Raw genomic sequence first — 25,579 nt, forward strand, 5'->3', positions numbered from 1 at the left:
GACCTACGGGCCGGTAACGTGATCGCATGCCGAAAATCCGTTCCCCCCGCCCCGCCGACGGTGCCCCTGCCGGCACCCGTGCCGGCGCCGCGTCCCGCGACCGTGGCAGCGCCGTCCGCGATCGCGGCACCGGCGTCCGCGACCGCGGCCGTCGAGCCCTGGGCCATCTCGTCCACCGGGGCTGGCAGTGGGTGCAGCGGACCGGTGCCGTCACCAACCGGAACCCCGGCCCGTACCGATTCGGCGAGTTGGGCGACGGCACCAAGCTGGCCTTCCCGCTCGGCGCGGTCTTCAACGAGCATTGGATCACCATCGGCCCGTTCTCGATCATCGGTGAACGCGTCACCATCAGCGCCGGCTTCCTGCCCGGCCTCGACCTCGGCCCCGAACCGATCGTGCGGATCGGCGGCGGCTGCGTGATCGGCCGCGACAGCCACATCGTCGGCCACCAGTCGATCGTCCTCGGCGACGACGTCTGGACCGGCCCCGGCGTCTACATCTCCGACCAGGCCCACGAGTACCGCGACACCGATCTGCCGATCGGCAAGCAGTGGCCGCGCAACGAACCCGTCGAGATCGGTTCGGGCAGCTGGATAGGCACCGGCGCGGTGATCCTCCCCGGCGCCCGGATCGGGCGCAACGTGGTCGTCGCCGCCGGCTCGGTCGTCCGCGGCGAGGTGCCCGATCACAGCGTCGTGGCCGGCGCCCCGGCCAAGGTCGTCCGCAGCTGGAACAGCGAGGACGGCTGGCAGCCGCCGCTGCGCCACGACCCGCCCAGCCCGGTGCCCGACGGCGTCACCGCCGAACAGCTGCGTGCCCTGGTGGGGTGGGACCTGAGGCTGCCGGGCGAGTCCGGCTGAGCCTGCCGGTGCGGGCGGACCCCAACCGGCCGGGCGGCGGGGACGGGGGAGCCGGGGGCGGGGGCGCCGTCAGCCGATGGTGAGGGTGACGACCGCGGTCGCGCCGCCGTCGTCCACCCGGAGGCCGAGCGGACCGGCCACGCCCACCAGTACGGCGTCGTAGCGGGCCAGTTCGTACCGCCCGGCGGAGCTCGCGGACCCGGCGGACCCGTTGGACTCCGCCGACCCGGTGGACCCGTCGGGCCCGGCCGCGCCGGCGGAGGCCCCGGGATCGGCGCCGCCGACGACGGCGACGGCGGTGCCGGCGAGGCAGACCAGCAGGACGGTCGCGCCGGCCGGCACGTCGAGCTCGCGGTCGGCGCTCGCGACGGCCACCTCGGCGGTGGCGCGGCCGCGACGGGTCATCACGTTGAAGTCGACCACCGGGCCGCCCAGCAGCCGGCAGTCGGTGGCGGCGTCACCGGCGAACGCGAACGGGCGGTACGGGGTGTCGATCACCCGTTCGGCCCCGTCGACGCTGAGCGCCATGCCAGGGCCGTCGACCAGGGTGATCACCCGGTCGACCCCGGGGAAGACCGAGAACGGTCCGGCCGTGGCGACGTCCGCGAGGCTTACCCGCCACGCGAAGTCCGCCAGCCCGGCCCCGTCCGGGAATCCGGCGACCTCCCGGGTCACCCCGCCGCCGTTCAGCCACGCCGTGGCGGGCCGCTCGGCGGCCCGCAGTACCTCGATCCGCCCTGCCGTCATGCCGGTCATCCTCGCACGGGGCGCGCGGTGCGGGTCGTGGCGTGATGGCCCGGGGGGCGGGGGCGGGGGCGGGGGGTCTGTGTGCGAGTGGTGGTGAATGCGGGGGTTCGTCACGCGGTCGCGGCGCGGGGGTGTCCGGAGACGGGGGTGTGCTGCGAGACTGGTGGGCGTGCCGGGCCCGCGGGGACGGCCGCCGGATGGGCACGGATTTTGTTTGCGGCCGGCACAAAGTGAGAATGAGCCCGTGCAGCCTTCATCCTCGACCTCCAAGCCCGGCGTGGACCCGGAGTCCGACGCGCAGCGCGACGCCCACCGCCGGGCGGCCCCCGACCGCGGTCGGACGCTGCTCGGACCGGCGCTCCACCTGATCCACACCGGCCAGGCCCCGACCCGTTCGGCGCTCACCCGGGCGCTGGACGTGACCCGGGCGACGGCCGGCGCGGTGACCGGCGAGCTGGAGGCACTCGGGCTGATCACCGTGGACTCACGGCCCGCCGGCGGCGGACGGGGCAGGCCCTCGCACCGGCTGGCGATCGACCCGGACGGGCCCGTGGTGATCGCCGGGCAGATCCACGCCGACGGGCTGAGCGTCACCCTGGCCGGTCTCGGCGGCCTGCTGGAACCGCCCGTCCACCTACCGCTGCCCGCGGCCACCGACCCGGTCCGGATGCTGCGCGCGGTCGCCCAGGCCGGCGCCGAGCTGGCCCGGAACTCCAGTCGGCTCTGCCTCGGCGCAGGACTCGCGCTGCCCAACCCGGTCACCGAACCGGACGGCACCGCGCTGGCCGCGCTGCAGTTCGCCTGGCCCAGCGGCACGCCCGTCGCCGACCTGTACGACGTCGAGGTGGGCCGCGCCGACCACGGAACGCGTGCGCTGGACCCGTTGCCCACCTGGCTGGCCAACGACGCCAACCTCGCCGCGCTCGCCGAGTACCGGCACGGCGCCGGGCGTGGCGCGCGGCACCTGCTGCTGGTCACCTCGGGCCACCGGGGCGTCGGTGGCGCGCTGGTCATCGACGGCCGGCTGCACACCGGTAGCGCCGGGCTCGCCCTGGAGGTCGGCCACCTCACCGTCGATCCGCAGGGCCGGCCCTGCCAGTGCGGCAACCGGGGCTGCCTCAACTCCGAGACCGACCCGGACGCGCTGTTCGCCGCCGCCGGGCGCACCCCGGACCGGGAGCGCCCGCTGCTCGACCAGGCCCGCGAGCTCTGCCGCTCCGCCGCCGAGGACCCGCGCGCCCGGGCCGCCGTCGAGCACGTCATCGAACGCCTCGGGCTCGGCCTGGCCGGGGTGGCCAACATCCTCAACCCGGACCGGGTGGTGCTCAGCGGACTCCACCTCGACCTGCTGGAGGCCGCCCCCGAGCGGCTGCGCGCGGTGGTCGCCGAACGCTGCCTCTGGGGCCGCAGCGGCCGGGTGCCGATCGTCGGCGCCGCACTGGAGCACAGCGCGCTCGCGGGTGCGGCGGAGATGGCCTGGCGCCCGTACCTCGCGGACCCGCAGTCGGTTCCGGTGGTCTGACGGTTCCGGTGGTGGCCGACTGCTGAGGCGTCCGGCCTGCCGGGGTGTCCGGGGTGCGTCCCGGGCGGCGGCCGGACCGGCGGCAGGCCGACCGGCGGCGGCCGGGGTGGATAAGCGGAAGCTGGGGCTTCGAAAACCGTCACTTATCGTGACCCTCGTACACTCGTTGTAAGCATGTGGGGGGATCGGACGAGGAGAACGAGCCATGACAGCAGAGCCCACCGTCGGGGCCGGTGCGGGCGGATCCGGTGTGGAGCCGACCGTCGACGTCGACCGCTCCGACGCGGCCTACCGGGACTGGCTCAAGGAGGCCGTGCGCAAGGTGCAGGCGGACGCCAACCGGTCCGCCGACACCCATCTGCTGCGCTTCCCGCTGCCCGCCGAGTGGGGCATCGACCTGTACCTCAAGGACGAGTCGACCCACCCCACCGGCAGCCTCAAGCACCGGCTGGCCCGTTCGCTCTTCCTGTACGGGCTCTGCAACGGCTGGATCCGGCCCGGCAAGCCGGTCATCGAGGCCTCCAGCGGCTCGACCGCGGTCTCGGAGGCGTACTTCGCGCAGCTCATCGGCGTGCCGTTCATCGCGGTGATGGCCAAGAGCACCAGCCAGGCCAAGATCGACCTGATCGAGTTCCACGGCGGCGAGTGCCACCTGGTCGGACGCTCGGACGAGGTGTACGAGGCCGCGGCGCGGCTCGCCGAGGAGACCGGCGGCCACTACATGGACCAGTTCACCTACGCCGAGCGGGCCACCGACTGGCGGGGCAACAACAACATCGCCGAATCGGTCTTCGCCCAGCTGCGCCTGGAGCCGCACCCGGAGCCGGCCTGGATCGTCGCCACCGCCGGCACCGGCGGCACCTCGGCGACCATCGCCCGCTACGTGCACTACATGCAGTACGACACCCGGATCTGCGTCGCCGACCCGGAGAACTCCTGTTTCTTCGAGGGCTGGGTCGGCCATGACCCTGAGGCGGTCTGCGGGAGCGGCTCGCGGATAGAGGGCATCGGACGGCCGCGGATGGAGCCGAGCTTCGTGCCGGGGGCGGTCGACCGGATGATGAAGGTCCCGGACGCCGCCTCGATCGCCGCCGTCCGTGTGCTGGAGGGCGTGCTGGGCAAGAAGGCGGGTGCCTCGACCGGTACCGGGCTGTGGAGCGCGCTGCGGATCGTCGGCGAGATGCGGGCGGCGGGGCGGCGCGGCAGCGTGGTCACCCTGATCTGCGACCCGGGTGACCGCTACCTCGACAAGTACTACTCGGACGACTGGCTGGCCGGCGAGCGCATCGACATCGCGCCGTACCGGGCGCAGCTGGAGGCCTTCCTGGCGGGCGGGGCCCGGCTGAGCTGACATGCTCCGGCGGGCCGGTCCACGGGGGGATCGGCCCGCCGGTTTCGGGGGGTGCACCCGGGCCGCCCCGACGAGGCCGGCCCGTCACCCCGGCAAGGTCCCCCGTCGCCCCGGCAAGGCCCCGCCGCCCTGAAACGCCCCCGTCACCCCGGCAGGTCCGCCGGGACGAGCAGCTGGAGCTCCTCCGTCGAGGGGTCCGGGAGCTGGGCGACGCGCATGGCGTGGCGTTCGACCATGGTCTCGAAGACCTGCCGCGCCGTGCGCCCGTTGCCGAAGTTGGGCCCGCGCTCCAGCGCCGCGAAATGCGTGAGCAGGGCCGACTCGGTGCCCTCCGCGAGCGCGTACTCGTGCTCGGCGCACTGGGCGCGGGCGATCTCCAGCAGCTCGTCCGCGCTGTAGTCGGGGAAGGCGACGGTCCGCGAGAAGCGCGAGGAGACGCCGGGGTTGGCGGAGAGGAAGCGCTCCATCTCGGCGGTGTAGCCGGCCACGATGACCACCACCTCGTCCCGGTGGTCCTCCATCAGCTTCACCAGGGTGTCGATGGCCTCCCGGCCGAAGTCGCGGGCGCCGTCCTCGGGCGCGAGCGCGTACGCCTCGTCGATGAAGAGCACGCCGCCGCGGGCCCGGTCGAAGGCGGCGGCGGTCCGGATGGCGGTGGAGCCGATGTGCTCGCCGACCAGGTCGACCCGGGCGACCTCGATCAGGTGGCCGCGCTGCAGCACCCCGAGCGAGGCGAGGATCTCGCCGTAGAGGCGGGCCACCGTGGTCTTGCCGGTGCCGGGGGCGCCGGTGAACACCAGGTGGCGGCGGAGCGAGGGGGCCTTGAGCCCGGCCTGGCGCCGGCGCCGGCCGACCGAGATCAGGTCGATCAGGGTCCGGACCTCCTGCTTGACGGTGGCGAGGCCCACCAGGGAGTCCAGTTCGGCGAGCGCCTCGTCGGCCGGCCGGCAGTCCGGGATCGGGTTGATCACCGCGGGCGCGACGGCCGGGAGCGTGGACAGGGCGGGTACGGCCGTCGCCGGTGCGGCGGGGGCGGCGGTGAGCTGGGCGGTCCTGGGAGCGGGGACCTCGGTGGGCGGCGGCGCGACGTCGTCCGAGGTGCACTGCTCGGCCACCGGGCCGGGTTCGGAGAACTCGAAGCCGGCCCGTCCGTTCTGCTCGGCCCGGCAGCGGGTCAGCACCGTGCGGCAGCCGTCGATGATGTGGAAACCGAAGCCCTTGCCGTGTGAGACCCGGCAGTCCTCGAAGGTGCCCCGGCCCTGCGCGGAGACGTAGACGCCGGCGTCCGAGCTGGCCCGCACGGTGCACTCGCGCAGCACCGGGTCGGCGCCCTTGGTGACGATCACGCCGGTGGCGACGTCGGAGATCTCGCAGCCGGTGAGCAGCCCGCCGCTGCCGTGGTCGCGGAACCAGAGGCCGGTGCCCGCCTCCTGGACCCGGCAGCCGTGCATGGTCACCCCGGCGCCGCCGCTCACCGAGACCGCCGAGCTGCGGATCCGGCTGAACGAGCAGCCCTCGGCGGTCGCCGCGGAGTCACGGTCGAGGACGAACAGCGCGTCCGGCAGGTCGTGCAGCGAGCAGTCGGTCATGGTGAGCCGGGCGCCGTCGCTGACCCAGAGCGCGGGGTACTCGCCGGTGGAGCCGTGGATCTGGCAAGACTCCGCGTTCGCCCGGGTGCCCTGGTCCCAGACCGAGAGGGCGCCGCGCCCGAAGTCCCGCACGGTGCAGCCGACCAGGGTGAGTCGGGCGCGGCCGCGCAGGTCGGCGCCGTTCTCGGGGACGTCGTGCACCCGGCAGCCGGTCAGTTCCAGCTCGGCCCCGCCGTCCAGGGTGAGGCCGTTGCCGGTGACCCGGTGGATCTCGCAGTCGACGAGCCGGCCGGCGGCCTGCGCCTCCGCCTGCACCCCGCTGCCGCGGATCTCGTAGATCTCGCAGTCGGTGAGTTCGGCGGCGCTGCCCGGGTCGCTGAGCAGGACGCCCGCGCCGGCCGCGTGGTGCACCCGGCAGCGGTCCAGCACCGCGGTGGCGCCGGCGAGGACGGCGAGCCCGCTCTGCCCGGCGGCGGAGACCTCGCAGTCCTCGAACGCGGCGGCGGTGCCCTCGCCGCGCAGCCGCAGGCCCAGGCCGGCCGGGTTGGCGATCACACAGCCGCGCAGGCCGGCCCGGGCACCGCCGGAGACCTCGACCCCGGCGGCGGAGCGGGTCTCGACCCGGCAGCCGCTCAGCGTCGGCCGGGCCGTGGGGCCGGTGACCAGCACGGCCGGTACGGAGCTGTCGCTGCCCTCGATCACCAGGTCCCGGACGGTGGCGGCGGCGGTGACGGTCAGCGGCACCCCGGCCGGCGGATCGATCCGCACCGACCCCGGTCCCTGGGCGGGCACCACGGTGACCGGCTTGTCGAGCACCACGTTCTCGCGGAAGGTCCCGGGCCGGACGGTCACGGTGTCGCCGGGTTCGGCGGCCGCCAGCGCCTCCGCGAGCGTGTCGTACTCGCCGGCCCGCCGGCGCCAGCGGGAGGCGCTGTCCTGGGTGACCCTGACCCTGTGCTCAGCCATGACGGTCTGTCGTCCCCACCTTCGTCGAGCCGGCGGTCGTACGGCCGGCGATCGTCCGGGCCGTGCGCGCGGGGCGCGCGGGCCGCCCGCCCACCGTAGCGCGCCCGTACGGGTGAAACCGGCCGCTCGTGGCGGCCGTGTCGGCCCGGGTGCCCGTCACCAGGTGTTCCAACGAGCGTGCGCATCCCCGGTTCCGGGCGGGAGGCCGGACGGCCCGCGCGCGCACCGCCCGCACGGGCGGCGGGCCGTACGCGCACGGTCGTTGCGGCCGCACCCGCGGCCTCCGCGCGGAGCGGGCACCCGCCCCGCGTGGAGCGGCCGTCAGCCCTTGCACGAACCTCCCACCCGCTCTTGGCGAAACCTCCCACCCGCGCCCTGCGCGAGGGACCGCCGGAGCGGTCGCCCGGTCAGACCTCCTCGTTCTCCGGCCAGTGCGCGCCGGCTTCCAGTACCTCGACCTCGTCGCCGACCCGCAGGGTGCCGTACACGTCGCCCTCGACGCCCGCCGGGCGCTCGGGGATCAGGTTCTGCCCGAACGCGGCCTTCTTCAGCAGCCGGTGGTGTCGGGCGAGGGTGCGCAGCGGCTCCTTGCCGCGCCGCTCGCCGGTCTCCTGGTCGGTGGTGGTTATGACGCAGCGGCCGCAGGGCTTGACCACCCGGAAGGTCACCGCGCCGATCCGGATCCGGGTCCAGGTGTCCTCGACCCAGGGTTCGGTGCCGTCGACCACCACGTTGGGGCGGAAACGTTCCATCGGCAGGGCCTCGTGGCCCTCGGGGTGCTCGGCGGCGATCAGCTGGTTCAGCCGCTCCAGCGAGGCGGTGGTGGTGAGCAGCAGCGGGAACCCGTCGGCCATCGAGACAGTGTCGCCGGGCGAGGAGAAGTGCGGGTCGGTCGGCCGGGCCCGCGGGTCGTCCAGGTGCACCAGCCGGTAGTCGCCGAGCTGTTCGGCGATCCACAGCTGCGCCTCCTTGGCGGCCTCGGCGGCGGGGAACCGGGTGCCCCACACCTCGACGTCGGCGAGCGGGTCCTGCCGCGCGACGGCGGGGGCCGGGACCTCGATCCGGGCGCCGCCGGGGGCGGTGAGCACCAGGGTTCCGTCCTCGCCGAGGTCGGCGCGGATCCGGCCGAGCGCGGTGTCCTCGCGCTGGCTCACGAAGCGGCCGCCGGCGTCGACGAGCATCCAGCGGCGGTCTCCGGCCAGGCCCCAGGGTTCGACCCGGGCCTCGGCGGGGCTGAGACGGTACATCGACTTGACGGGGTAGACGTGAAGTCCGGTCAGCTGTGGCATTCCCCCATCCTGCCAGCCGTTCCGGGCCCGGTGGACGGCGGATCCGGGAGAGGGAGCGGGGACAGCGGGCGGGACGCGCTCCCAGGGCGACCGGGACCGCCGAGGGGCCGCCGAAGGACCGCCGGACGGGCGGTGGGTGGGCGGTGGACGGGCGGTGGGCGGCCCCGAACGCGCACGGACCGCCCGGAGTGCCGTGGGTGGCGGCGCTCCGGGCGGTCCGTGGATGACCCGTTTCTCCGTACGCCCGGCGCGCGGTGTCGCCGGGTGGTGCTCAGGTGGTGCGGGCGGGGCGCCGCCGTGGGCGGGCCCGGGGGAGGGTAGGGGTCAGTAGCCCTGCCCCTGCGACTGGTAGCCGCTCGACTGGAACTGTCCGGCGTCGCCGTACGGAGCGGGGCGCTGCGGCTGCATCGGGCGGACCGGCGCGACCGGGCTGACGGCGGGGCGCAGTTGGGCGCCGCCGAAGCTCTGGTCACCCTGGCCCTGGAAGCCCTGGCCGCCGCCCTGCGCACCGAAGGGTTGTCCGCCGAAGGACGGGGACTGCCCGGTGAAGGACTGCTGGCCGCCGAAGGACGGGGCCTGGCCGGCGAAGCTCTGCTGCCCGCCGGCCGGCTGCGCGCCGAAGCTCTGCGGGCCGCCCTGGCCGGCGCCGACGAAGGTGTTCTGCCCGCCGAAGCTCTGCCCGCCGGACGGCTGGTAGCCACCGGTGGTGGCCTGGGTGAACCCGGGCGCCGGCTGCTGCGGCCGCTGGCCGGGCAGGTACGGCTGCGGGCCCCCGTAACCGGGGACGGGCGGCTGCGGCGCGGCGGCGTACACGGGCGCGGGCTGCGCCGGGACGTACGCGGTGGCCGGGCCGGCGGAGGGGGAGCCGCCGGTGCCGGGGCCGAGCGCGAGTCGGGCGGGCGGCAGCGCGGGGAGGTTGCTGCCGGGGGAGTCGTACCCGGTGCCGTAACGGCTCTCGTAGGACGGGCCGAGGCCCGAACCGTAGCCGGCCGACAGGGCCGGGGGCAGGGCCGCCGGCACGTTGATGGGCGCGATCTGGGGGACACCGCGTTCTGCGACGAGGCTGTCGTAGATGGGCGTGCCGGAGGAGAAGGACGGAGAGGGGTAGCCGACTCCGTCGTAGGAGCGGGGCGAGGTCATGGGGCATACGGTAAGCCCACAATGCGCCTGCTGAGGAGAGTGGGAGGGCGGGCAGTTCGAGTGTTTACACAGTCTTCGCTCGCACAAAAGCTTCGAAAGTAGGAAGAACAGACATTTCGGCGGCGACTTCCGGCCACCTGCGGAGGGTCCGGGGCCCTCGAACGGCACCCGGACGGACCAGGGGGAACCCGCGCCGCACCCCGGTGGAACCCTTGCGGGGAGCGGCCGACACCACCCTTCCCGGCGGGGCGTGCGGCGGCGCGTTCGAGCCCCTGCCGATCGGCCGATGGGGGCTCGTGAATGTTTCGCGGATAAAGATCACGACAGCGCTGGTCAGCGGGGTCGGGGGCGCTCCTCCGGGAGGTGCCCCGGAGTGAAATCTCGGACCGGTCTCGGGCTGATCTCGGACCGATCTTGAGCCGATCTTGAGCCGGCCTCGGACGGGCGCCGGGGCAACCCGGACGGGACCCCGGGGCAACCCCGGGCGGACCCCGGGGCACCTCTGGTCGGACGCCCGGCCGGACCTCAGCGGCCCGAGAGTGCCTGCGCCGGGAACCCGGGACGGCCCGCCACCTCGGAGGTGCAGAAGGAGCACCGCACCGCGGCCGCCGGGATCGAGCTCAGGCACTCCGGGCAGTCCGCCTTGGCGACCGGCGCCGGCTTGCCGCTGTCGAAGCGTGACTGGAGCCTGCCGACCGGCACCACCACGGCGAAGTAGATCACCGCGGCGACCATCACGAAGCTGATCGCGGCGTTCACGAAGACGCCGTACGGGAAGCGGGTGCCGGCGACCTCGAAGGTCTTCTGGGTGAAGTCGCCGACCGCGCCGGTCGCGACGCCGATGAGCGGGGTGAGGAAGGCCGTGACGAACCCGGTGACCACGGCGGTGAAGGCGGCGCCGATCACGATGCCGACCGCCAGGTCCACCACGTTTCCGCGCAGCAGGAAGCTACGGAATCCCTTGAACACCGGGATGCTCCAAATCGGTTGGGGGAGAACGGGGATGGGGCCGCGGCCCCGGCCGGACATCCTGCCGACCCGACGCGCCCACGGTCCAGCCCGCGTCACCCGATCCGCGTAACACCGGCCGGGCCGCTCGGCGCCCGCGCAGGCGCTCCGCGTACGGCTGGTCGCACACCGCCGCGCGGGCGATCCGGCGCACCGTCGGAGGCCGCCCGCCTGCCGGCGCTCCGTCAGGCCGGCCGATTCGCCTGACTGTCGATCAACATTCAGCAGGAAAACGGGCGTTCGCGAGGGAATCGGCCACCGCGTGCCGGCACCCCGGAGGAGTGCGCGGGGCGGACGGCGGCGTGCGGCGGGGCGCGCGTCCGCCGGGAGGGACGGGGCGTGGTGAACGGACGGCGCCCGCCAGGCTATGGGACCGGTCCAGTCCACCACCAGAAGGTTGCGCGAAGGGGCTGTACTGCGGCGGAGCCTGTGCCAAGGTCATTCCCATGCCCGACGCCACGTCTGCCACGACGGCCGGAACCCGCCCGCGCATCCTGCACGTGATCACCGACCCGCGTCGGCGAGGAGCCCAGAACCTCGCCCGCGACCTCCACCGCGAACTGCGCCGACGGGGCCAGGGCTCCGCCCTGCGCGCCCTGGCACCGCACCCCGACGCCCGCCCCGGTTCGCCCGGGGCGCCCACCCTCACCACCGTCCTCGGCCCCGCCCGGCTCCACCCCACCACGCTGCTCGCGCTGCGCAGCGCGGCCCGCACCGCCGACCTGGTCCTCGCCCACGGCTCCAGCACCCTGCCCGCCTGCGCGATCGCCCTCGCCGCCAGCCGCACCCCGTTCGTCTACGTCAGCGTCGGCGACCCCCGGCGCTGGACGGCCGGCTCCGGCCGCGGGATGGGCACCGGCGCGATGCTCCGCCGCGCCGCCGCGGTCACCGCGCTGACCCCCGAGGCCCGCGCCGTCCTGCTCGGCCACTTCAAGCTGCCCGGTTCCCGGGTCCGCACCATCCCCAACGCCCGCTCCGCCGAGCGCTACCCGCCCGCCCGCGACGAGGCCGACCGTCGCGCCGCCCGGCACGCCCTCGGCCTGCCCGGCGACGGCCTGCTGGTCGCCTGGGTCGGCGCGATCGCCCGGGAGAAGCGCCTCGACCTCGCCCTCGCCACGCTCGACCGGCTGCCCGACGTCCGGCTCGCGGTGGCCGGCGAGGGCCCGTTGCGCACCGCCCTGGAACGACATCCGGCCGCCGCCCGGGCCCACTTCCTCGGCCTCCTCGCCGACCCCTCCACGCTCTACCGCGCCGCCGACGCCCTGCTGCTCACCAGCGACAGCGAGGGCGTGCCCGGGGTGCTGATCGAGGCCGCCCTCGCCGGGATCCCGGCCGTCGCCACCGACGTCGGCCTCGTCTCCTCGGTGGTGCGCGACGGCGGCACCGGCGTACTGGTCGCCCCCGGCGACCCGCTCGCCCTCGCCGAGGCGCTGGCCAAGGTGCTCGCCGGCGGCCGCGCCACCCTCGGTGCGGCCGCCCGTGAGCACGCGCTCGCCTCGTACGAGCTGGGCGTGGTCACCGACGCCTGGCAGCGGTTGTTCGCCGAGGTCACCCGGCGCTGAGCCCGGGCGGGCCCGCCTCCGCCCTGCCCCTGTCCTTCCCCTGTTCTACCCCGTGCGCCGTCGGAGCGGCCGAGGGCGGGGACGGGCGGGGGTGGGGCGGGCGAGGCCGGGGCGGGCTCGGCCGAACGGGCGAAACGCGGCCCCGCCGCACCGGTGTGAGTGGCCGGTGGCGCACCGTCACCGTCACACTCCCCGGTGTGAAATCGCTGCTGAGGTCCACCGTCCTGCTCGCCGCCGTCGCCACCGGCATCGCCGCGACCCCCGTGCAGGCCGGCGCGCACACCCACCAACCGACCCACGAGGGCGGCCGGTTCACCCGCATCGACCAGCCCCAGCCGGTGCGCGCGACCGCCCGCACCGAGGCGCTCGAGTTCTTCTGGTACGACTGCGGCCACTCCCAGCAGCTGGAGCAGCCGCTCCAGAGCTGGGCCGCCCGCCACGGCGAGGACGTCGAGCTGCGCCGGGTGCCCGCCATCTGGCCGGGCAGCCCCGAGGAGAGCGTGCAGCGCGGCCACGCGCGCCTGTACTACGCGCTGGAGCACCTCGGCCTGGTCGACCGTCTCCAGGTGGCCGCCTTCCGGGCGGTGCACACCGAGGACCGGGACGTCGCCACCGAGTCGGGTGCCACCGCCTGGGCCGTCCAACAGGGCGTGGACGGACAGGAGTTCAGGAACGCGTTCCGCTCCGCGGAGGTCGAGCAGGCCGTCGAGGAGGCCGCCCGGATGTTCGTGGAGCACCGGATCGACGAGCTGCCCACCGTGATCGTCCAGGGTGGTGACCGCACCACCCCGAGCAGGGCGGGCGGCGTGGCCGCGATGCCGGAGGTGATGGACCGGCTGGTGCGGGAGGACCAGGAACGCCGGCCCTGATCCCCTCCGGTTCACCGGGCGCGTCCGGCCCCTGCGCCGCGCCCCGCACATCGGGCCCGTGCGCCGCGCCCCGGCCCGTCCACCGCACTCCGTGCTGCCGGCGGCGCCGTCGGCAGCACGGGAGGTGACCCGGGTGGCGGGCGCGGGAGTTCAGCCGCGCCGCAGCAGCAGTGTCGCGAAGCCCAGGGTGCCCCGGTAGCCGTGCAGCCACTGGGCGCGGTGCAGGTCCGCGGCCTCCCGGGCGGCCGGCGCGTCCGGATCGTCCGGGTGGTCCAGCGCCCAGTCGGCCAGCGAGCCCGTCCAGGAGAGCTCGTAGTCGTCCCACTCCTGCGGGCTGCTGATGTGCCCGTCCACCACGGTCCAGCCCTCGGCGGCCACCCGGTCCAGGGTGGTCGCCAGGTCCGCGTAGTCCTCGCGGGCCGCGCCCAGGCCCTCCAGCGCGGCCGGGGACGGCTCACGCTCCCAGAACCCCTCGCCGACCAGCACCCGCCCGCCCGGCGCCAGCTGCCCGGCCGCCGCCGCGAGGGCCCCGGAGAGCCCGCCGAAGACGTGCGTGGCGCCCACGTTCAGCACCAGGTCGAAGGGGTCGACGGCGGTGAACTCCGAGGCGTCCAGGTGGTGCAGGCCCAGTCGGCGTACCACCCCGAGTGCCTGGGCGGTCTCCCGCGCCCGGGTCAGCGCCCCGGCGTCCAGGTCCACCCCGACCGCCCGCCAGAGGGGCCGCGTAGCCAGCGCCCGGATCAGCCAGCCGCCCTCGCCGCAGCCGAGGTCCAGTGCCCGGCCGACGTCGGCGTGCCCGGTCGCCCGGTCCAGCAGCCGGTCGACCGCCCCGTCCGCGAGCGGCGCCGCGATCGGGTGGTGCGAGTGCGCGATGCGGGAGATCCTCCGACGGTCCATCCGAACAGTGTGGCCCAGCCGGCCTCAGTACGTCCGGCCTTTCCAGGCGGCGCCCCGGCCCCGCCAGTGCTGCACCGCCGAGTCCACCGTCATCAGCAGGTACAGCGTGGCGGTGAACGGCAGCAGCAGCGCCGCCGGCGCCGGCTGCCCGTAGTAGTGGCACATCGGCACGAACGTCGCCGTCATCAACGCCCAGGCCGCCCCGCCCGCCAGCGCCACCGGGGCCCCGGCCCCCGCCAGCCCCGCGACCAGCGCCACCGGCGGCACCAGGTACACCAGCGCCAGCCCCAGCACCGTCCCGAGCAGCAGCGGCGGCGAGTGCCGCAACTGCGCGTACGCGCTGCGCGACACCATCCGCCACAGCTGCGCCAGCCGCGGGTACGGCCGCACCGAGTCCACCTGCTCGGCCAGCCCCAGCCAGGTCCGGCCGCCGCTCGCCTTCACCGCGCGGGCCAGCGAGACGTCGTCGATCACCGCCCCCCGGATCGCCGCCACCCCGCCCGTCCGTTCCAGCGCGGCCCGCCGCACCAGCGAGCAGCCGCCCGCCGCCGCGGCCGTCCGGCTCCCCGGGCGGTTGCTGCGCCGGAACGGGTACAGCTGGGCGAAGAAGTACACGAAGGCCGGCACGATCAGCCGCTCCCAGCGGGTCCGCGTCCGCAGCCGCGCCATCTGGGAGACCAGGTCGAGGCCGTTGGTCTCGGCGGCCGCGACCAGCTCCGCCAGCGAGGTCGGCCCGTGCGCGATGTCCGCGTCGGTCAGCAGCAGGTACTCCACGTCCGGCCCGGCCAGCTCCACCCCGTGCCGCAGCGCCCACAGCTTCCCCGTCCAGCCGGGCGGCAGCGGGGGAGGGACGGTCACCGTCAGCGGCAGGCCGTCCGGGGTGGCCAGAGCGGCCGCCAGCGCGCCCGTACCGTCCGAACTGTGGTCGTCCACCAGGATCACCCGCGCCCGGCCGGGGTACTTCTGGGCCAGCAGGCCCGGCAGGCTCGCGGGCAGCACCTCCGCCTCGTCCCGGGCCGGCACCACCACCGCCACCTCCGGGCGGCGCCCCGGTTCGGCGCGCGGCGGCAACCGCACGTCCGTCCGCCAGAACCCCCCGTGGAAGCAGGCCAGCCAGACCCACACGGCCAGCGAGGCCACGGCACACCACAGCAGCACGCTCACCCGGGCAGTCTCCCGCATCCCGGGGCCTCCGGGACGGATCGACTAGAGTCTTGCCCTGTGAAGATCGCACTGATGGACTCCGGAATCGGCCTGCTGGCCGCCGCCGCCGCGCTGCGCAAGCTGCGCCCGGACGTCGATCTCGTGCTCTCCTCCGACCCCGCCAGCATGCCCTGGGGCCCGCGCACCACCGAGGAGGTCACCGCGCTCGCCCTCGGCTGCGCCCGCGCCGCGGCGGCCCACGCGCCGGACGCCCTGGTGGTCGCCTGCAACACCGCCTCGGTCCAGGCGCTGGCCGCGCTGCGCGCCGAGCTCGAACCCGGCATCCCGGTCATCGGCACAGTCCCGGCCATCAAGCCGGCCGCCGGGCTCGGCGGCCCGGTCGCCGTCTGGGCCACCCCGTCCACCACCGGCAGCGCCTACCAGCGCGGCCTGATCCGCGACTTCGCCGGCCCGGCCGCCGTCACCGAGGTCGCCTGCCCGGGCCTCGCCGACGCCGTGGACCGCGCGGACGACGCGGCGATCGACGCCGCGATCGCGGACGCCGCCGCCCGCACCCCCGCCGGTACGGCCGTCCTCGTGCTCGGCTGCACCCACTACGAGCTGGTCGCCGAGCGCATCCGCGCCGCCGTCGCGCCCACCGCCGCCGCCGGGCTCGTCCTGCACGGCTCCGCGGACGCCGTCGCCGCCCAGGCGCTGCGCCGGATCGCCGACACCGGCCGCGTGCCCGGCCCGGGCAACGGCACCCTGACCGTCCTGCACGCCGGCCGTGCCGCCGCGCTGCCCGCCGCGGCCGAGCGCTACCCGGAGACGGCCCTGATCACCGGGGCGGCGGCGGTGTTCGGCGCGGGTCCGGTACCGCTCGGCACGGGTCCGGGTCTGTTCGGCGCGGGTCCGGCTCTGCTCGGCGCGGAGGGCGTGACCGCGCCGGTGCGCTGAGCGCCCGGTCCCGTCCGGCGAGGACGTGGGTTCGTCGGCGGGAAATGGCGTGGACCGCCCGCCTAGGGTGAACAGCATGATCACCGCGCCACGCCTCGAACCCGTCACCCCCGCCAACCTCGACCTCGCGCTCGCCGTCCAAGTGCGCTCCGACCAGGAGCACCTGGTCTCACCGGTGGTGAAGTCACTCGCCGAGGCGTACGTCCACCCCGAGCACGCCTGGCCCCGGCTGATCCTCGACGGGGACCGGCCGGTCGGCTTCCTGATGGCGTTCCTGGACATCGACTTCGCCGGTGACGGGACCGGCCGGGACATCCGCTCCGGACTGTGGCGCCTCAACATCGCCGCCGGCGAACAGGGCCGGGGCTACGGCCGCTTCGCCGTCGAGGCCGTGGCCGCCGAGATCCGCCGCCGCGGCGGCACCCGGTACACCGTCACCTGGCTCCCCGGCCCGGACGGCCCCGAGGCCTTCTACCTGGGGCTCGGCTTCCGGCTCACCGGTGAGACGAGCGGGACGGACGTGGTCGCGGAGATGGACCTCGACGGCAACTGAGCGCCGTGACCGCCACCGAGTGGTGATCGCCCACCGGTGGTGATCGCCACCGAGCGTGGTCGGCGCGCTCGCCCGCGCGGGCGCACCGACCAACCCTCTCCGACGCTTCCCCGGCCGCTCCGGTTCAGGCGACCGCCTGTCCGCGCCAGCGGCGGTAGGCCGGCTCCAGCCCGGACAGGATGGTGTCGAAGCGCCGGGTGCTGGTGGTGGAGTCCACCTGCAGCCGGCTGATCTGCAGCGGGTTCTCCGGCAGCCGCGGCCCCAGCCGGTGGTCGGACAGGAACCCCAGCCGGTAGCCGAGCTCCTGCAGCACCGCCTCGGCCCGCGGGTCGTGCCCGCCGTCCGGGTACGCGAACGCGCTGGGCGGCTCGCCCAGCCAGCGGGTCAGCGCCTCGTGCGCACCGGTGATCTCGGCCCGTACCGTCTCGTCGTCGCACCGCCCCAGACAGGGATGCCCCTGGGTGTGGTTGCCGACCGCGACCCCGCCGTCGCGCAGGTCGCGCAGGTCCGCCGGCGTCAGCTGCTCCTGCCCGGGCGAGCGGCGGCTCGCGCTGACCCGCAGCTCGTGCAGGCTGCGCCGGCGGTCCGGGTCCGGCATCGCCTTCAGCCGGCGCAGCAACTGGCCGGGGTGACCGCAGTCCAGCGACCGGGCCCGCCCGCCGTGCCGGGCCAGGAAGTCCGCCTCGTGCCACCAGAACGGCTTCTCGGTGCCGATCAGCTCCGAGATGACGAACGCGGCCGCCGGGATGCCCCGGGCGTCGAGCGCCGGCAACGCGTGGGTCAGCACACTGCGGTCGGCGTCGTCGAAGGTCACCAGCACGCTACGGGCCGGCAGCGGCCGCCGCTCGGCCACCGCCTGCTGCACCGCGGCCAGCGAGACGGGGGTGGCGAGTCTTCGCAACCGGTCCAGCTGCGCGCCGAACGACCGCGGGTCCGTCACCCCGTGGTACGCCAGCACGGCGAGCCGCTGCGCCGCCCGGGCCCGGAAGAGCGGCTGGACGGGTGCGAAGCGCAGCCAGTCCCGGGCGTCCGGGCGGCCGCCGCCCGTCGCGCCCGTGCCGACGTCACTGCCGGGGCCGGCCGCGCCGCCTGTACCCCGGGTGCCCTGGCCGGGACCGCCACGCCCGAGCGGCCGCGCCTCGAACGCCCGCGGCTCCAACGGGCGGGGCTCGCGGGAACCGGGCCGGACGGCCGGCCACTCCGTGGGCCTGGGGGCGGGCAGCGGTACGGACGCGGACATCGGCATGGAAGCGGACATGGACATGGACGCGGACATGGATGTGGACCTGGGCATCGACATGGGCGAGGGCATGGGCATCGACATGGGCGTGGACATCGTCATGGGTGTGGATGTGGACGTCGTGATGCGGGACTGCGGCACGGTTCCCCCTCGGTCGCCGACGCGGCGTGGCGGTACCGCCGGAGGACGGGCCGACCTCCGACACCAGGGCACGGCGGCTCCGCCCCCTGGGTTCTCCGGTCCACGGCGGGGGACTCCCAACCCGCACCGCGGATGGCTCCTGGATCGCTCAATGTAGTGGAGACCGATACACCCCGTAGATGGTTGTACCGGAGGGGCATGGTTTTTTTGGCGTGATGACGACCGTGGCGGAAGGTCGCCACCGGGCGTCGCCCGGGCGGCCCGGGAGGCAGGACATCACCCGCCCGCCGGGGTACCTTGGGTCTCATGGCAGACGCGGAACGTGATCATCTCCACCTCCACCGCCGCTCCCGGACGCAGCAGTACTGCAGCGGCGCCGCCCTGGTCACGCACCAGGTACCGCTGACGGTGGTGGGTCTGGCGTGCCTCGCGCTCGGCATCGTGGTCGCGGTGGCGGTTCCGGAGAGTGACGGACCGGCCTGGGCGATGGCGGTGGCCGGATCCCTCGCGGCCGGCGTCCTGCTCCTCGGACGCATCGTCTTCGCCCGCTTCCGTCACAGGGGCGACATCGTGCGCTGAGCCGTCGCCCGCTCGCCTCCGGGGACGGTCCGGGGGCGCTCGGCTGTCGACGGTCGTCGCTCCGGTGTCTCCCGTGCACCGGCGTGCCCTTCGGCCCGGCTCGCGCCGTCGGCCCGTGGTCGCCCCGGACCGAACGCGTGACCGCCTCCTATCGGTCGGATCGGCCGGTTCCCGGTCCATCGCCGAACGCCTACCCGCTTCTTTCGCGATCCCGGGCCGCCGGTCAGCCGCTCCCCCTGCTGTGATGTGCGTCCGGCGAGCCAACTGCGCCGGACGCGCGGCCACTTGGTCGGACGCGCGGGCACTTGGTCGGACGCGCGGGCACTTGACGGCGCCGGGGAGGGCTCCGTCGAAGTCGAAGGCGGGCACCGAACCGGGACGGGGGGAGCGATGAGCGGCGCTGCCGCGCCCACGACGGCCGGCGGGATCCGTACCCGGGTCGAGCGTCGGCCGGCGCGCCGGGTGGGGGCCCGACCGGGGGAGGACGCCACGGTCCTGATCCGCCACCGGGTGGGCGGCGGGAGCCCGGACGAACCGGGCGTCACGACCGCCGACCCCGCCGCCCAGGCCGACGGCCTCACTGACGTCCAGGACCGCTTCCACGACCACGACCGCGCCTGGTCGCTGCCGCGCGAGCGTCGGCTGCCGTTCACCATCCACCTGGCGAGCGGGCACACGGGCCACCTACTGAGCGGGTACGTGGGCGGTGCGATGCGCCGGGAGGGGACCGCCGCACCGGTCCGCCGCGCCGAGCTGTACGGCCGGCCGGTACCCGAGCGGGCCCACGCCCGCATCGTCGTGACCGCGAAGGCGGTCGGCGCCCGTGGCTGAGCACCTGCCCGCGCCCTTCCCGCGGCTGCGCGGACCCGGCGGCCGCCCGCTGCGGGTCGCCCACCTCACCACCGTCGGCACGAGGCTGCAGCGTCTGCTCGCCACCGAGCTCACGGTGGACCTGGAGGCCGGCTTCGACACGTACGGCATCAGCGTGCCCGGCCCGTGCGTCGAGCAGCTCGCCGCGATCGGCGTGCGCCACGAACCGCTGCACGCGCTCACCCGGGCCTGGCAACCGCGCGCGGACGCCGCCGCGGCCCGCGAACTGTTCGCCGTGCTGGACCGGTTGCGGCCCGACGTGCTGCACACCCACCACCTCAAGACCGGGGTGCTCGGCCGGATCGTCGGCCGGTTCGCCCAGGTCCCGGTGGTGGTCAACACCTGTCACGGACTCCGGACGCAGGCCCGCGACCCCTTCGCCAAGCGCGCGTTCGTGCTCGGCGCGGAGGCCCTGGCGGCACGTTTCTCGCACGCCGAGCTCTACCAGCACGGCGAGGACCGGCGCGCCCTGGCCCGGGCCGTCCCCGCCCACCGTTCGCGGGTGGTCGGCAACGGCGTGGACCTCTCCCGGTTCGCCGGCGACCCGGTCGACCGGGCCCGGTCGCGCGCCCGGATCCGTACGGAACTCGGCGTCGGCGAGCATGAGCTGCTGGTCGGCGGGGTGGGTCGGCGGGTAGCCGGGAAGGGCATCGGTGAGTACGCCGAGGCGGCCCGGGCGCTGGCCGGAAAGGGCCGCTTCGTGTGGATCGGCCCGGACGGCCCGGCTGACCCGGATGACCCGGACGGCCCGGACAAGCCCGACGCATACGGCGCGTATGGTGCCGAGTTCGGTGCCGGGTCCGGGGTCGAGTTCCTCGGCAGCCGCGCCGACATGCCCGCGGTGTACGCGGCCCTCGACGTCTTCGTGCTCCCCTCCCACTGGGAAGGGTTCTCCCGTTCCGCCATGGAGGCCGCCGCCGGCGGTCTGCCGATGGTGCTCAGCGACATCCGCGGCTGCCGGGAGATTGGCGGCCACGGCGAACACCTGCTGCTGGCCCCGCCCGGGGACGCCCGGGCCCTCACCTGCGCGCTGGACCGGCTCCTCACCGAGCCCGGCCTGCGCGAACGGCTCGGTGCCGCGGCCCGGCAACGCGCCGTGGCGCACTTCGACCAGCGGGCGGTGGCCAGGATCTCGCTGGAGACCTACGCGGCCGTCGCCCGCGCCAAGGGGCTTCCCTGGACGGTCGGCTGAGCCCGCCACCGTCGCAGGTCGCACCTCTGCATCAGAGGGAAGCGAGGGGGACCGCGCGGTCACCGTTCTGGCCGGTACCGTCGCCGATCCGCTGCACGACGGGCGGACTGGCGCAGCCCCGTCCGCGCCGCCGTCACGGTGTCCGGCTCCCCGGGCCCGGCTGTGGCGCAAAGAGACGGTGAACGTTCACTGAATGGCTGACGTTCACGGGTGAGTAAATGCTCGCACAATGGATGACATTCACAGAGTGATGAATGTTCATATAGAAGTGAACGTTCATGGGATGGTGAATGGTTACGACGCAGTGAAGCGTCGCGAGATGGTGAACGTTCGCAGGATGCCCAACGTTTGCGGAACGGTGAACCCGCGCCGGGCGGCGAACGGGCTTCGGGTGATCGCGGCTGACAGGTCATAGGCTGCGATGCATGGCGATTCCCGCATTCCTCGCGGAGCTCCGCTCCATGATCGGTACCCATCCGCTCTGGCTCAGCGCCGTGGTCTCCGTCGTCCTGGACGGCGAGGGCCGGGTGCTGCTCGCCCAGCGCGCCGACGACGGCCGGTGGGCGCTGCCCGGCGGCATCCTGGACCCCGGAGAGCAGCCGGCCGACGGCGTGGCGCGTGAGTGCCTGGAGGAGACCGGCGTCGAGGTCGTGCCCGAGCACCTCGCCGGGGTGAGCGTCACCGAGCCGGTGCACTACTCCAACGGCGACGTGACGCAGTACCTGGTGCTGACCTTCCGCTGCCGGCCGGTCGGCGGCGAGGCCCGGGTGAACGACGACGAATCACTCGCGGTCGGCTGGTACCCGCTGGACGGGCTGCCGCCGATGGTCGAGGAGGAGCACCGACGACTTCGGCAGGCCATGGAGGCCCGTGGCCCGGCGGTCTTCGAGTGGCAGGGCAAGGAGCGGCCCTGACGACCGGCGCCCGGCCGGTCAAGCATCGGGAGAGAAGGTCCAGGACCCTCCCGGGGCGAGGTTCAGAGGGTGTCGAACCGCGGGGCCGCTCCGGCCCTTCGCGCAGCGGCACCAGGGTGGCGACCGGGAGGAGCTCCCGCGGCCGGAAGTTGTCGGTCTGGAAGACCTGGACCTCGCCGTGCCGTGGCTCGGCGCGGGTGACCTCAAGCAGCCGGTCAGTCAGCCAGCCGGCCGGTGTCGAGTCCAGGAAGGTGGGCACCCCGGCTGCGTACGCGTGCCCGGCCGGCCGCAGCGGCCCGAGCGCGTTGAAGAACCGCAGCGGCAGCACGCCCGGCTCGTGGTGGTGGTGACAGGCCGCCAGGTACGCCTCGGTGGCGAGTGCGCCGAACGCGCCGACAGCGCCGACCACGTACGGGCTCGGCCCCTGCCCGGCGGGCCCGCTCGGCAGGCCGACGGGCCCGCCCGCCCGGGGTGCGGGGGGACGCCGAAGTGGCCGGCTCAGCCCTTGCGCTGGCGGTAGGCCTCCTCGGCCGCGTCCAGCACGGCGGCGAGGTCGCCGCCGGCCGTGGCGGTGGCGACGGCGGCCACCGCGCCCTCCACGAACGGCGCGTCGGCGAACCGCACCGGGAACGGCAGGCCGTGCTCGTCCGCGTCGGCCAGCAGCGCCCGTACCGTGCCCACCGCGCTGCCCAGGTCGGCGAGCACCACCACGCCGTGCCCCTGGTCGACCCGGCGGGTGGCGGCGGCCACCAGCACCGCGCTGATGCCGGGGCCGTCGCCGAGCCCGCCCCCGGTGCCGACCACGGGGGCGGGGGAGTCCGAGCCGGTCAGGGCGAGCGCCAGGGCGCCGACGGCGGCGGCGAGCTCCTGGCTGTGCGAGACGAGCACGACGCCGACCCGGCCGTGCGCGGGCGGCCGGCCCGGCGAGGGACGGGGCAGGGTCGTGCGGGAAGTCGGGGTGCGGGGCGCCGGGGGGTGGGCGGAGGGCGCGTCGGAGATGGGGATGACATCGGCGCGGGTGCCGTCCCGGCGGCTCATCGGCTGCTCCTGGGGGCGTTCGGTCGGGGCTTCCCACACTCTGGCAGCTGTCCGCCGCGCGCGGCCGCAGGACGCGCCCTCGGCCGCCCGGCCCGGGGCCCCGCCGTACCGCCCGGCCCGAAGCCCGCCGTTGCACCGGCCCGGGCCCCACCGCCCACCGCCCGTCCCGAGCCCCACCGCCCGTCCCGAGCCCCACCGCCCGCCCTGGGCCCCGCCGCCCGTCCGGGCCCCGTCGTACCGCCCGGTGCTACCACGGTCGGCCCCGGGGCGAGGAGTACTCGTCAACTCCGCCGAAGTGCCGTACCGGTGTGGCTAGGCTGGCCGGGACAGGACGTCGGCCGGACGTCGGGAGGAGAGAGCCGCTGTGACGAACGTGGAAACGGCAGGGGGGGCCGCGGGGGACACCGCCGCGGAGGTCCGGGAGCTCGCGCCGAGCGGGAAGCCGAGGGTGGACTTCACCGGCGCCGAGTGGCTGTGCAGCAGTCAGGGCGTGGGTGACGTTCAGATCGCCTTCGTGGACGGCTACATCGGCATGCGGGACGGCCGCCAGGAGGACGGGCCGGTCCTGGTCTTCACCCCCGGGGAGTGGCGGGCCTTCGTGCTGGGCGCCCGGGACGGCGAGTTCGACCTCACCTGAGCGCGTGCGCCGGGCGGGTCATCCGCACGCGGCCGGCCCGGGCCTCCGCCGGGGGTCCGGGCCGGCCGGGAACCCGCTCGCGCGGGGCGGCGGAGCCGGTTCGGCGGCCGCGGTGGGGCCTGTCCGTTTCGGGCTGCTTGCGGTCAGATCACGATTGAGCGTGGCACGTCACGATTTCTGTTGACTGTTAGACAAACGCCGCTCAGAGTATGAGCACAGGCAGACGCCGTGCCCACCGCCCCCACGCGGCCAGACACGGCGCCTGCTGTGCGGCCCGGCAGCGCTGCCGGACCTTCCTCCCAGTCATCCCCTGCGCACCGGGGTGCGTCGGCCGGTCCCGACCCCACGAGGGGGCCGGCAGTCGCCGGGAGGGTGGCTCCGAGACCGAGAGCGACTCGGACGCGGCGCCGGTGTGCTCGGGACCCGCACGCCCCCACGCGGCGGCGTCCCGAGCAGATCCGCGAGTGCGACGGGCCGGGGCCCCGCGGACCTTGCTTGTGTGGCATCGAACTGTTGGCTTGTGTGTGCTGTGCGGTGTGCGGACGACGAAGCTGGGTGCTCGGCGGTTCGGCACGACTATGTGCACAGTGAGGGAAACGCGTGTAGGGCCGCGTTGCGACATGCCGTCCCCCCGGAGGGTGAAACCCAGAACGGCTGTCGTGCTGAACCGAACGTAGCCCGGACGGTTGCTCAGAGTCAACATTGGTCTCTGAGCGTGGATCACCGTCCGTCGCCCGACCCACCCCGCGAGCGCGGTCTGCCGGGCACGTACGATGTTCCCATGTCTTTTCTCCGCCGTCGCTCCGGACAGCCCACCGGCCCGGACTTCGACGTGCTCGCGATGGACCCCGGGGACTGGCCCGGAGACTTCGGCGCAGCCATGATGACCGGCCCGGACGGCTCCTGCCAGGGGATTTTCCTGCGCTACGACCTGTTCGGCGGCAGAGGCCCGGCGATGTTCATCGGGAACCTCCCCGAGGGGTCGCCGGCCCGCGACACCGGTGACAGCGTGCCCTTCGAGATCAGGCAGCTGCTCGCCGCGCTGGAGAACGACGAACCGGTCGAGTTCGTCTCGGCGGAGGACTTCCCGGTCATGCTCGGGGACGACCTGCTGATCGTGAAGAAGGTCAAGGTCAGCGAGGGTCGGGTGTACTGCTCCCAGTTCGGGCGCAGCGACGGCGTCCAGGTCACCATCGCCTCCTGGGACCGGCCGATTTCGGACGACCTGTACCAGCTGCTGAAGCCGCTCCCGGCGGACATGTTCCAGCAGGGCTGACCTTCCTCCGGCGGCCACCGGAGACCGGCCCGGGCATCGGGTTCCGGCCATCCGCCCCCGGCCACCGGCCGGCCCTCGCCGGACCGTCGACGGACCCGTCCGTCGGGCCGCCGGCGCCCCCGAGGGCGTTCCCGGGGCGGCCCCGGGCGGCGGTTCCGGTACGAGCGACCGGTGCCTCGGCGCGCGCCCGCGGCCGTACCGGCCCACGGCCACCGCTTGACGGTTGCGATCACCGCTTCGTACAGTCGCGAGCATGTCGTGCCGTCTCCCGCTGCTGACCCGTCGCAGCTATCTGGACCTGCGGCGCACCGCCAGCGCGGCGTGTCCGGGCCGCTGAGGGGGATTTGTCCCCAGGCGGTCCGTCGCCGGCCCCGTGTGGCCGGCACCATCCGGGGGCGGTGCGCAGGCGTGCCCCGGGCCGCCGACCGGAACCGCGCGCCCGTCCCGGCGTGCCGCCCGCAGTTGCCGAGCCCACGCTGCCGCCCGGAGGCACCAGCACCATGACCACGACGACCGCTCCCGTCGCCGAACCCTCGCCCGTCGCGGCCGCCCTTGCCCGGCTGCCCCGGGTGGTCGACCTGCTCGCCGCCCGCGCCGAGGAGCACGACCGCGACGCCACCTTTCCCTACCAGGGCATCGAGGCCGTGCACGAGGCCGGGCTGCTCACCCTGACCGTGGCGCAGCGGTACGGCGGTCCGGGCGGGACGCTCGCCGACACCGTTCGGATGCTCGCCCAACTCGGGCGCGGTGACGCCTCGGTGGCGGTGGTCACCGCCTTCACGTTGCTGCAGCACGCCGAGCAGGCCCGGGTGGCGCTCTGGCCGGCGGCCGGATACCGGCGGCTGCTCACCGAGTCCAGGCGCGGGCCTGCGCTGGTCAACACCCTGAGCGCGGAGCCGGGCGTTCCGAGCGGTCCGGGAGGCCCCGGCGGGGCGCCGGCCACGGTCGCCCGGTGGGACGGCGAGGGCTGGCTGCTGACCGGACGCAAGACCTACTGCGCCGGTGCCGAGGCACTGGCCTGGATGGCGGTCACGGCGCGGACCGACGAGCCGGTGCCCCGGGTCGGCACCTTCCTGGTGCGCGGGGAGAGCGAGGGCGTCGAGGTCGACCCCACCTGGGACCAGCTGGGCCTGCGCGCCAGCGCCGGCCACGACGTGCTGTTCGACGCCGTCCGGGTGCCGGCGGACCTGGCCCTCGGCCTGGGCGCCCCCGGCGGCGCACCGGTGGCCGGGGGGCGGG

23 protein-coding genes are annotated in these 25,579 nt (G+C 75.2%); 14 read left to right on the top strand and 9 right to left on the bottom strand.

What is annotated here, in order from left to right; genetic code table 11:
• The first annotated feature begins 26 nt into the window (after positions 1-26).
• Entirely contained in the window at positions 27-860 is an 834-nt protein-coding gene (locus tag ACWEQL_RS21940) for an acyltransferase (protein ID WP_452151963.1), read from the top strand.
• Between the two features lie 69 nt (positions 861-929).
• On the opposite strand, the gene ACWEQL_RS21945 is transcribed toward ACWEQL_RS21940, so the two are convergent.
• Entirely contained in the window at positions 930-1,607 is a 678-nt protein-coding gene (locus ACWEQL_RS21945; RefSeq protein ID WP_452151964.1) for a HutD/Ves family protein, read from the bottom strand.
• A gap of 277 nt (positions 1,608-1,884) precedes the next feature.
• Here ACWEQL_RS21945 and ACWEQL_RS21950 point away from each other — a divergent pair, with 277 nt between their 5' ends.
• Both ACWEQL_RS21950 and ACWEQL_RS21955 read left to right on the top strand, forming a co-directional pair.
• A complete protein-coding gene (locus ACWEQL_RS21950) occupies positions 1,885-3,129 on the top strand; it encodes an ROK family protein (protein ID WP_452151985.1) in 1,245 nt (414 codons plus the stop codon).
• A gap of 205 nt (positions 3,130-3,334) precedes the next feature.
• Positions 3,335-4,480 carry a PLP-dependent cysteine synthase family protein gene (locus ACWEQL_RS21955; RefSeq protein ID WP_452151965.1) on the top strand — a complete coding sequence of 382 codons (1,146 nt, stop codon included), beginning with the start codon at positions 3,335-3,337 and terminating at the stop codon, positions 4,478-4,480.
• Between the two features lie 143 nt (positions 4,481-4,623).
• On the opposite strand, the gene ACWEQL_RS21960 is transcribed toward ACWEQL_RS21955, so the two are convergent.
• From ACWEQL_RS21960 to mscL, 4 genes are all read right to left on the bottom strand, one after another.
• A complete protein-coding gene (locus ACWEQL_RS21960; RefSeq protein WP_452151966.1) occupies positions 4,624-7,035 on the bottom strand; it encodes a right-handed parallel beta-helix repeat-containing protein in 2,412 nt (803 codons plus the stop codon).
• Positions 7,036-7,442: 407 nt separating this feature from the next.
• Positions 7,443-8,324, bottom strand: a complete 882-nt coding sequence (locus ACWEQL_RS21965) for an MOSC domain-containing protein (protein WP_452151967.1) — start codon at positions 8,322-8,324, stop codon at positions 7,443-7,445.
• Between the two features lie 324 nt (positions 8,325-8,648).
• Positions 8,649-9,464: a DUF6643 family protein gene (locus tag ACWEQL_RS21970; RefSeq protein WP_452151968.1), complete on the bottom strand. Its 816-nt coding sequence runs from the start codon at positions 9,462-9,464 to the stop codon at positions 8,649-8,651.
• Between the two features lie 525 nt (positions 9,465-9,989).
• A complete protein-coding gene (gene mscL, locus ACWEQL_RS21975) occupies positions 9,990-10,433 on the bottom strand; it encodes a large conductance mechanosensitive channel protein MscL (protein WP_452151969.1) in 444 nt (147 codons plus the stop codon).
• A gap of 485 nt (positions 10,434-10,918) precedes the next feature.
• Between mscL and ACWEQL_RS21980 the strand changes: the two genes are divergently transcribed.
• Together ACWEQL_RS21980 and ACWEQL_RS21985 are read left to right on the top strand one after the other, a co-directional pair.
• Entirely contained in the window at positions 10,919-12,034 is a 1,116-nt protein-coding gene (locus tag ACWEQL_RS21980) for a glycosyltransferase family 4 protein (protein ID WP_452151970.1), read from the top strand.
• Between the two features lie 197 nt (positions 12,035-12,231).
• Complete coding sequence (locus tag ACWEQL_RS21985; protein ID WP_452151971.1) at positions 12,232-12,903, top strand: thiol:disulfide interchange protein DsbA/DsbL; 672 nt, start codon at positions 12,232-12,234, stop codon at positions 12,901-12,903.
• Between the two features lie 150 nt (positions 12,904-13,053).
• Here ACWEQL_RS21985 and ACWEQL_RS21990 read toward each other — a convergent pair whose 3' ends face one another.
• Positions 13,054-13,800, bottom strand: a complete 747-nt coding sequence (locus ACWEQL_RS21990; RefSeq protein ID WP_452151972.1) for an SAM-dependent methyltransferase — start codon at positions 13,798-13,800, stop codon at positions 13,054-13,056.
• A gap of 24 nt (positions 13,801-13,824) precedes the next feature.
• Positions 13,825-14,982 (bottom strand): glycosyltransferase, encoded by a 1,158-nt coding sequence (locus ACWEQL_RS21995; RefSeq protein WP_452151973.1) that lies wholly within the window; start codon positions 14,980-14,982, stop codon positions 13,825-13,827.
• Positions 14,983-15,021: 39 nt separating this feature from the next.
• Here ACWEQL_RS21995 and ACWEQL_RS22000 point away from each other — a divergent pair, with 39 nt between their 5' ends.
• Both ACWEQL_RS22000 and ACWEQL_RS22005 read left to right on the top strand, forming a co-directional pair.
• Positions 15,022-15,900 carry a glutamate racemase gene (locus tag ACWEQL_RS22000; RefSeq protein WP_452151974.1) on the top strand — a complete coding sequence of 293 codons (879 nt, stop codon included), beginning with the start codon at positions 15,022-15,024 and terminating at the stop codon, positions 15,898-15,900.
• A 76-nt stretch (positions 15,901-15,976) separates the two neighbouring features.
• Positions 15,977-16,453: a GNAT family N-acetyltransferase gene (locus tag ACWEQL_RS22005; protein WP_452151975.1), complete on the top strand. Its 477-nt coding sequence runs from the start codon at positions 15,977-15,979 to the stop codon at positions 16,451-16,453.
• Between the two features lie 124 nt (positions 16,454-16,577).
• On the opposite strand, the gene ACWEQL_RS22010 is transcribed toward ACWEQL_RS22005, so the two are convergent.
• Entirely contained in the window at positions 16,578-17,717 is a 1,140-nt protein-coding gene (locus tag ACWEQL_RS22010; protein ID WP_452151976.1) for a polysaccharide deacetylase family protein, read from the bottom strand.
• A 423-nt stretch (positions 17,718-18,140) separates the two neighbouring features.
• Here ACWEQL_RS22010 and ACWEQL_RS22015 point away from each other — a divergent pair, with 423 nt between their 5' ends.
• The 4 genes from ACWEQL_RS22015 (at position 18,141) to ACWEQL_RS22030 (ending at position 21,389) form a co-directional block, all read left to right on the top strand.
• Positions 18,141-18,413, top strand: a complete 273-nt coding sequence (locus ACWEQL_RS22015; protein WP_452151977.1) for a hypothetical protein — start codon at positions 18,141-18,143, stop codon at positions 18,411-18,413.
• A 390-nt stretch (positions 18,414-18,803) separates the two neighbouring features.
• Positions 18,804-19,244, top strand: a complete 441-nt coding sequence (locus ACWEQL_RS22020; protein ID WP_452151978.1) for a hypothetical protein — start codon at positions 18,804-18,806, stop codon at positions 19,242-19,244.
• The gene (locus ACWEQL_RS22025) at positions 19,237-20,475 is read left to right on the top strand and encodes a glycosyltransferase (protein ID WP_452151979.1); all 1,239 of its coding nucleotides are present in this window, start codon (positions 19,237-19,239) and stop codon (positions 20,473-20,475) included. The genes ACWEQL_RS22020 and ACWEQL_RS22025 overlap by 8 nt, the downstream gene beginning before the upstream one ends.
• Positions 20,476-20,900: 425 nt before the next feature.
• Positions 20,901-21,389 (top strand): NUDIX hydrolase, encoded by a 489-nt coding sequence (locus ACWEQL_RS22030; RefSeq protein WP_452151980.1) that lies wholly within the window; start codon positions 20,901-20,903, stop codon positions 21,387-21,389.
• Positions 21,390-21,887: 498 nt separating this feature from the next.
• Here ACWEQL_RS22030 and ACWEQL_RS22035 read toward each other — a convergent pair whose 3' ends face one another.
• Positions 21,888-22,427, bottom strand: coding sequence for a PTS-dependent dihydroxyacetone kinase phosphotransferase subunit DhaM (locus tag ACWEQL_RS22035; protein WP_452151981.1), 540 nt, complete (start codon positions 22,425-22,427; stop codon positions 21,888-21,890).
• A 373-nt stretch (positions 22,428-22,800) separates the two neighbouring features.
• Between ACWEQL_RS22035 and ACWEQL_RS22040 the strand changes: the two genes are divergently transcribed.
• From ACWEQL_RS22040 to ACWEQL_RS22050, 3 genes are all read left to right on the top strand, one after another.
• Positions 22,801-23,064 carry a DUF397 domain-containing protein gene (locus ACWEQL_RS22040; RefSeq protein ID WP_452151986.1) on the top strand — a complete coding sequence of 88 codons (264 nt, stop codon included), beginning with the start codon at positions 22,801-22,803 and terminating at the stop codon, positions 23,062-23,064.
• A 781-nt stretch (positions 23,065-23,845) separates the two neighbouring features.
• On the top strand, positions 23,846-24,340 hold the full coding sequence (locus tag ACWEQL_RS22045) for a hypothetical protein (RefSeq protein WP_452151982.1): 495 nt from the start codon (positions 23,846-23,848) through the stop codon (positions 24,338-24,340).
• A gap of 500 nt (positions 24,341-24,840) precedes the next feature.
• Positions 24,841-25,579, top strand: a 739-nt coding sequence (locus ACWEQL_RS22050) for an acyl-CoA dehydrogenase family protein (protein WP_452151983.1), incomplete at its 3' end; no start/stop codon positions are given.

The organism is Kitasatospora sp. NPDC004240, assembly GCF_053603215.1.

Coding starts and splice junctions, on each gene's coding strand:
- ACWEQL_RS21970 (WP_452151968.1), bottom strand. CDS start 9,464: ATGACCTCGCCCCGCTCCTACGACGGAGTCGGCTACCCCTCTCCGTCC.
- ACWEQL_RS21965 (WP_452151967.1), bottom strand. CDS start 8,324: ATGCCACAGCTGACCGGACTTCACGTCTACCCCGTCAAGTCGATGTAC.
- ACWEQL_RS21945 (WP_452151964.1), bottom strand. CDS start 1,607: ATGACGGCAGGGCGGATCGAGGTACTGCGGGCCGCCGAGCGGCCCGCC.
- ACWEQL_RS21960 (WP_452151966.1), bottom strand. CDS start 7,035: ATGGCTGAGCACAGGGTCAGGGTCACCCAGGACAGCGCCTCCCGCTGG.
- ACWEQL_RS22015 (WP_452151977.1), top strand. CDS start 18,141: ATGGCAGACGCGGAACGTGATCATCTCCACCTCCACCGCCGCTCCCGG.
- ACWEQL_RS21995 (WP_452151973.1), bottom strand. CDS start 14,982: ATGCGGGAGACTGCCCGGGTGAGCGTGCTGCTGTGGTGTGCCGTGGCC.
- ACWEQL_RS21990 (WP_452151972.1), bottom strand. CDS start 13,800: ATGGACCGTCGGAGGATCTCCCGCATCGCGCACTCGCACCACCCGATC.
- ACWEQL_RS22035 (WP_452151981.1), bottom strand. CDS start 22,427: ATGAGCCGCCGGGACGGCACCCGCGCCGATGTCATCCCCATCTCCGAC.
- ACWEQL_RS22030 (WP_452151980.1), top strand. CDS start 20,901: ATGGCGATTCCCGCATTCCTCGCGGAGCTCCGCTCCATGATCGGTACC.
- ACWEQL_RS21955 (WP_452151965.1), top strand. CDS start 3,335: ATGACAGCAGAGCCCACCGTCGGGGCCGGTGCGGGCGGATCCGGTGTG.
- ACWEQL_RS22020 (WP_452151978.1), top strand. CDS start 18,804: ATGAGCGGCGCTGCCGCGCCCACGACGGCCGGCGGGATCCGTACCCGG.
- ACWEQL_RS22045 (WP_452151982.1), top strand. CDS start 23,846: ATGTCTTTTCTCCGCCGTCGCTCCGGACAGCCCACCGGCCCGGACTTC.
- ACWEQL_RS22010 (WP_452151976.1), bottom strand. CDS start 17,717: ATGTCCATGTCCGCTTCCATGCCGATGTCCGCGTCCGTACCGCTGCCC.
- ACWEQL_RS21980 (WP_452151970.1), top strand. CDS start 10,919: ATGCCCGACGCCACGTCTGCCACGACGGCCGGAACCCGCCCGCGCATC.
- ACWEQL_RS22005 (WP_452151975.1), top strand. CDS start 15,977: ATGATCACCGCGCCACGCCTCGAACCCGTCACCCCCGCCAACCTCGAC.
- ACWEQL_RS21940 (WP_452151963.1), top strand. CDS start 27: ATGCCGAAAATCCGTTCCCCCCGCCCCGCCGACGGTGCCCCTGCCGGC.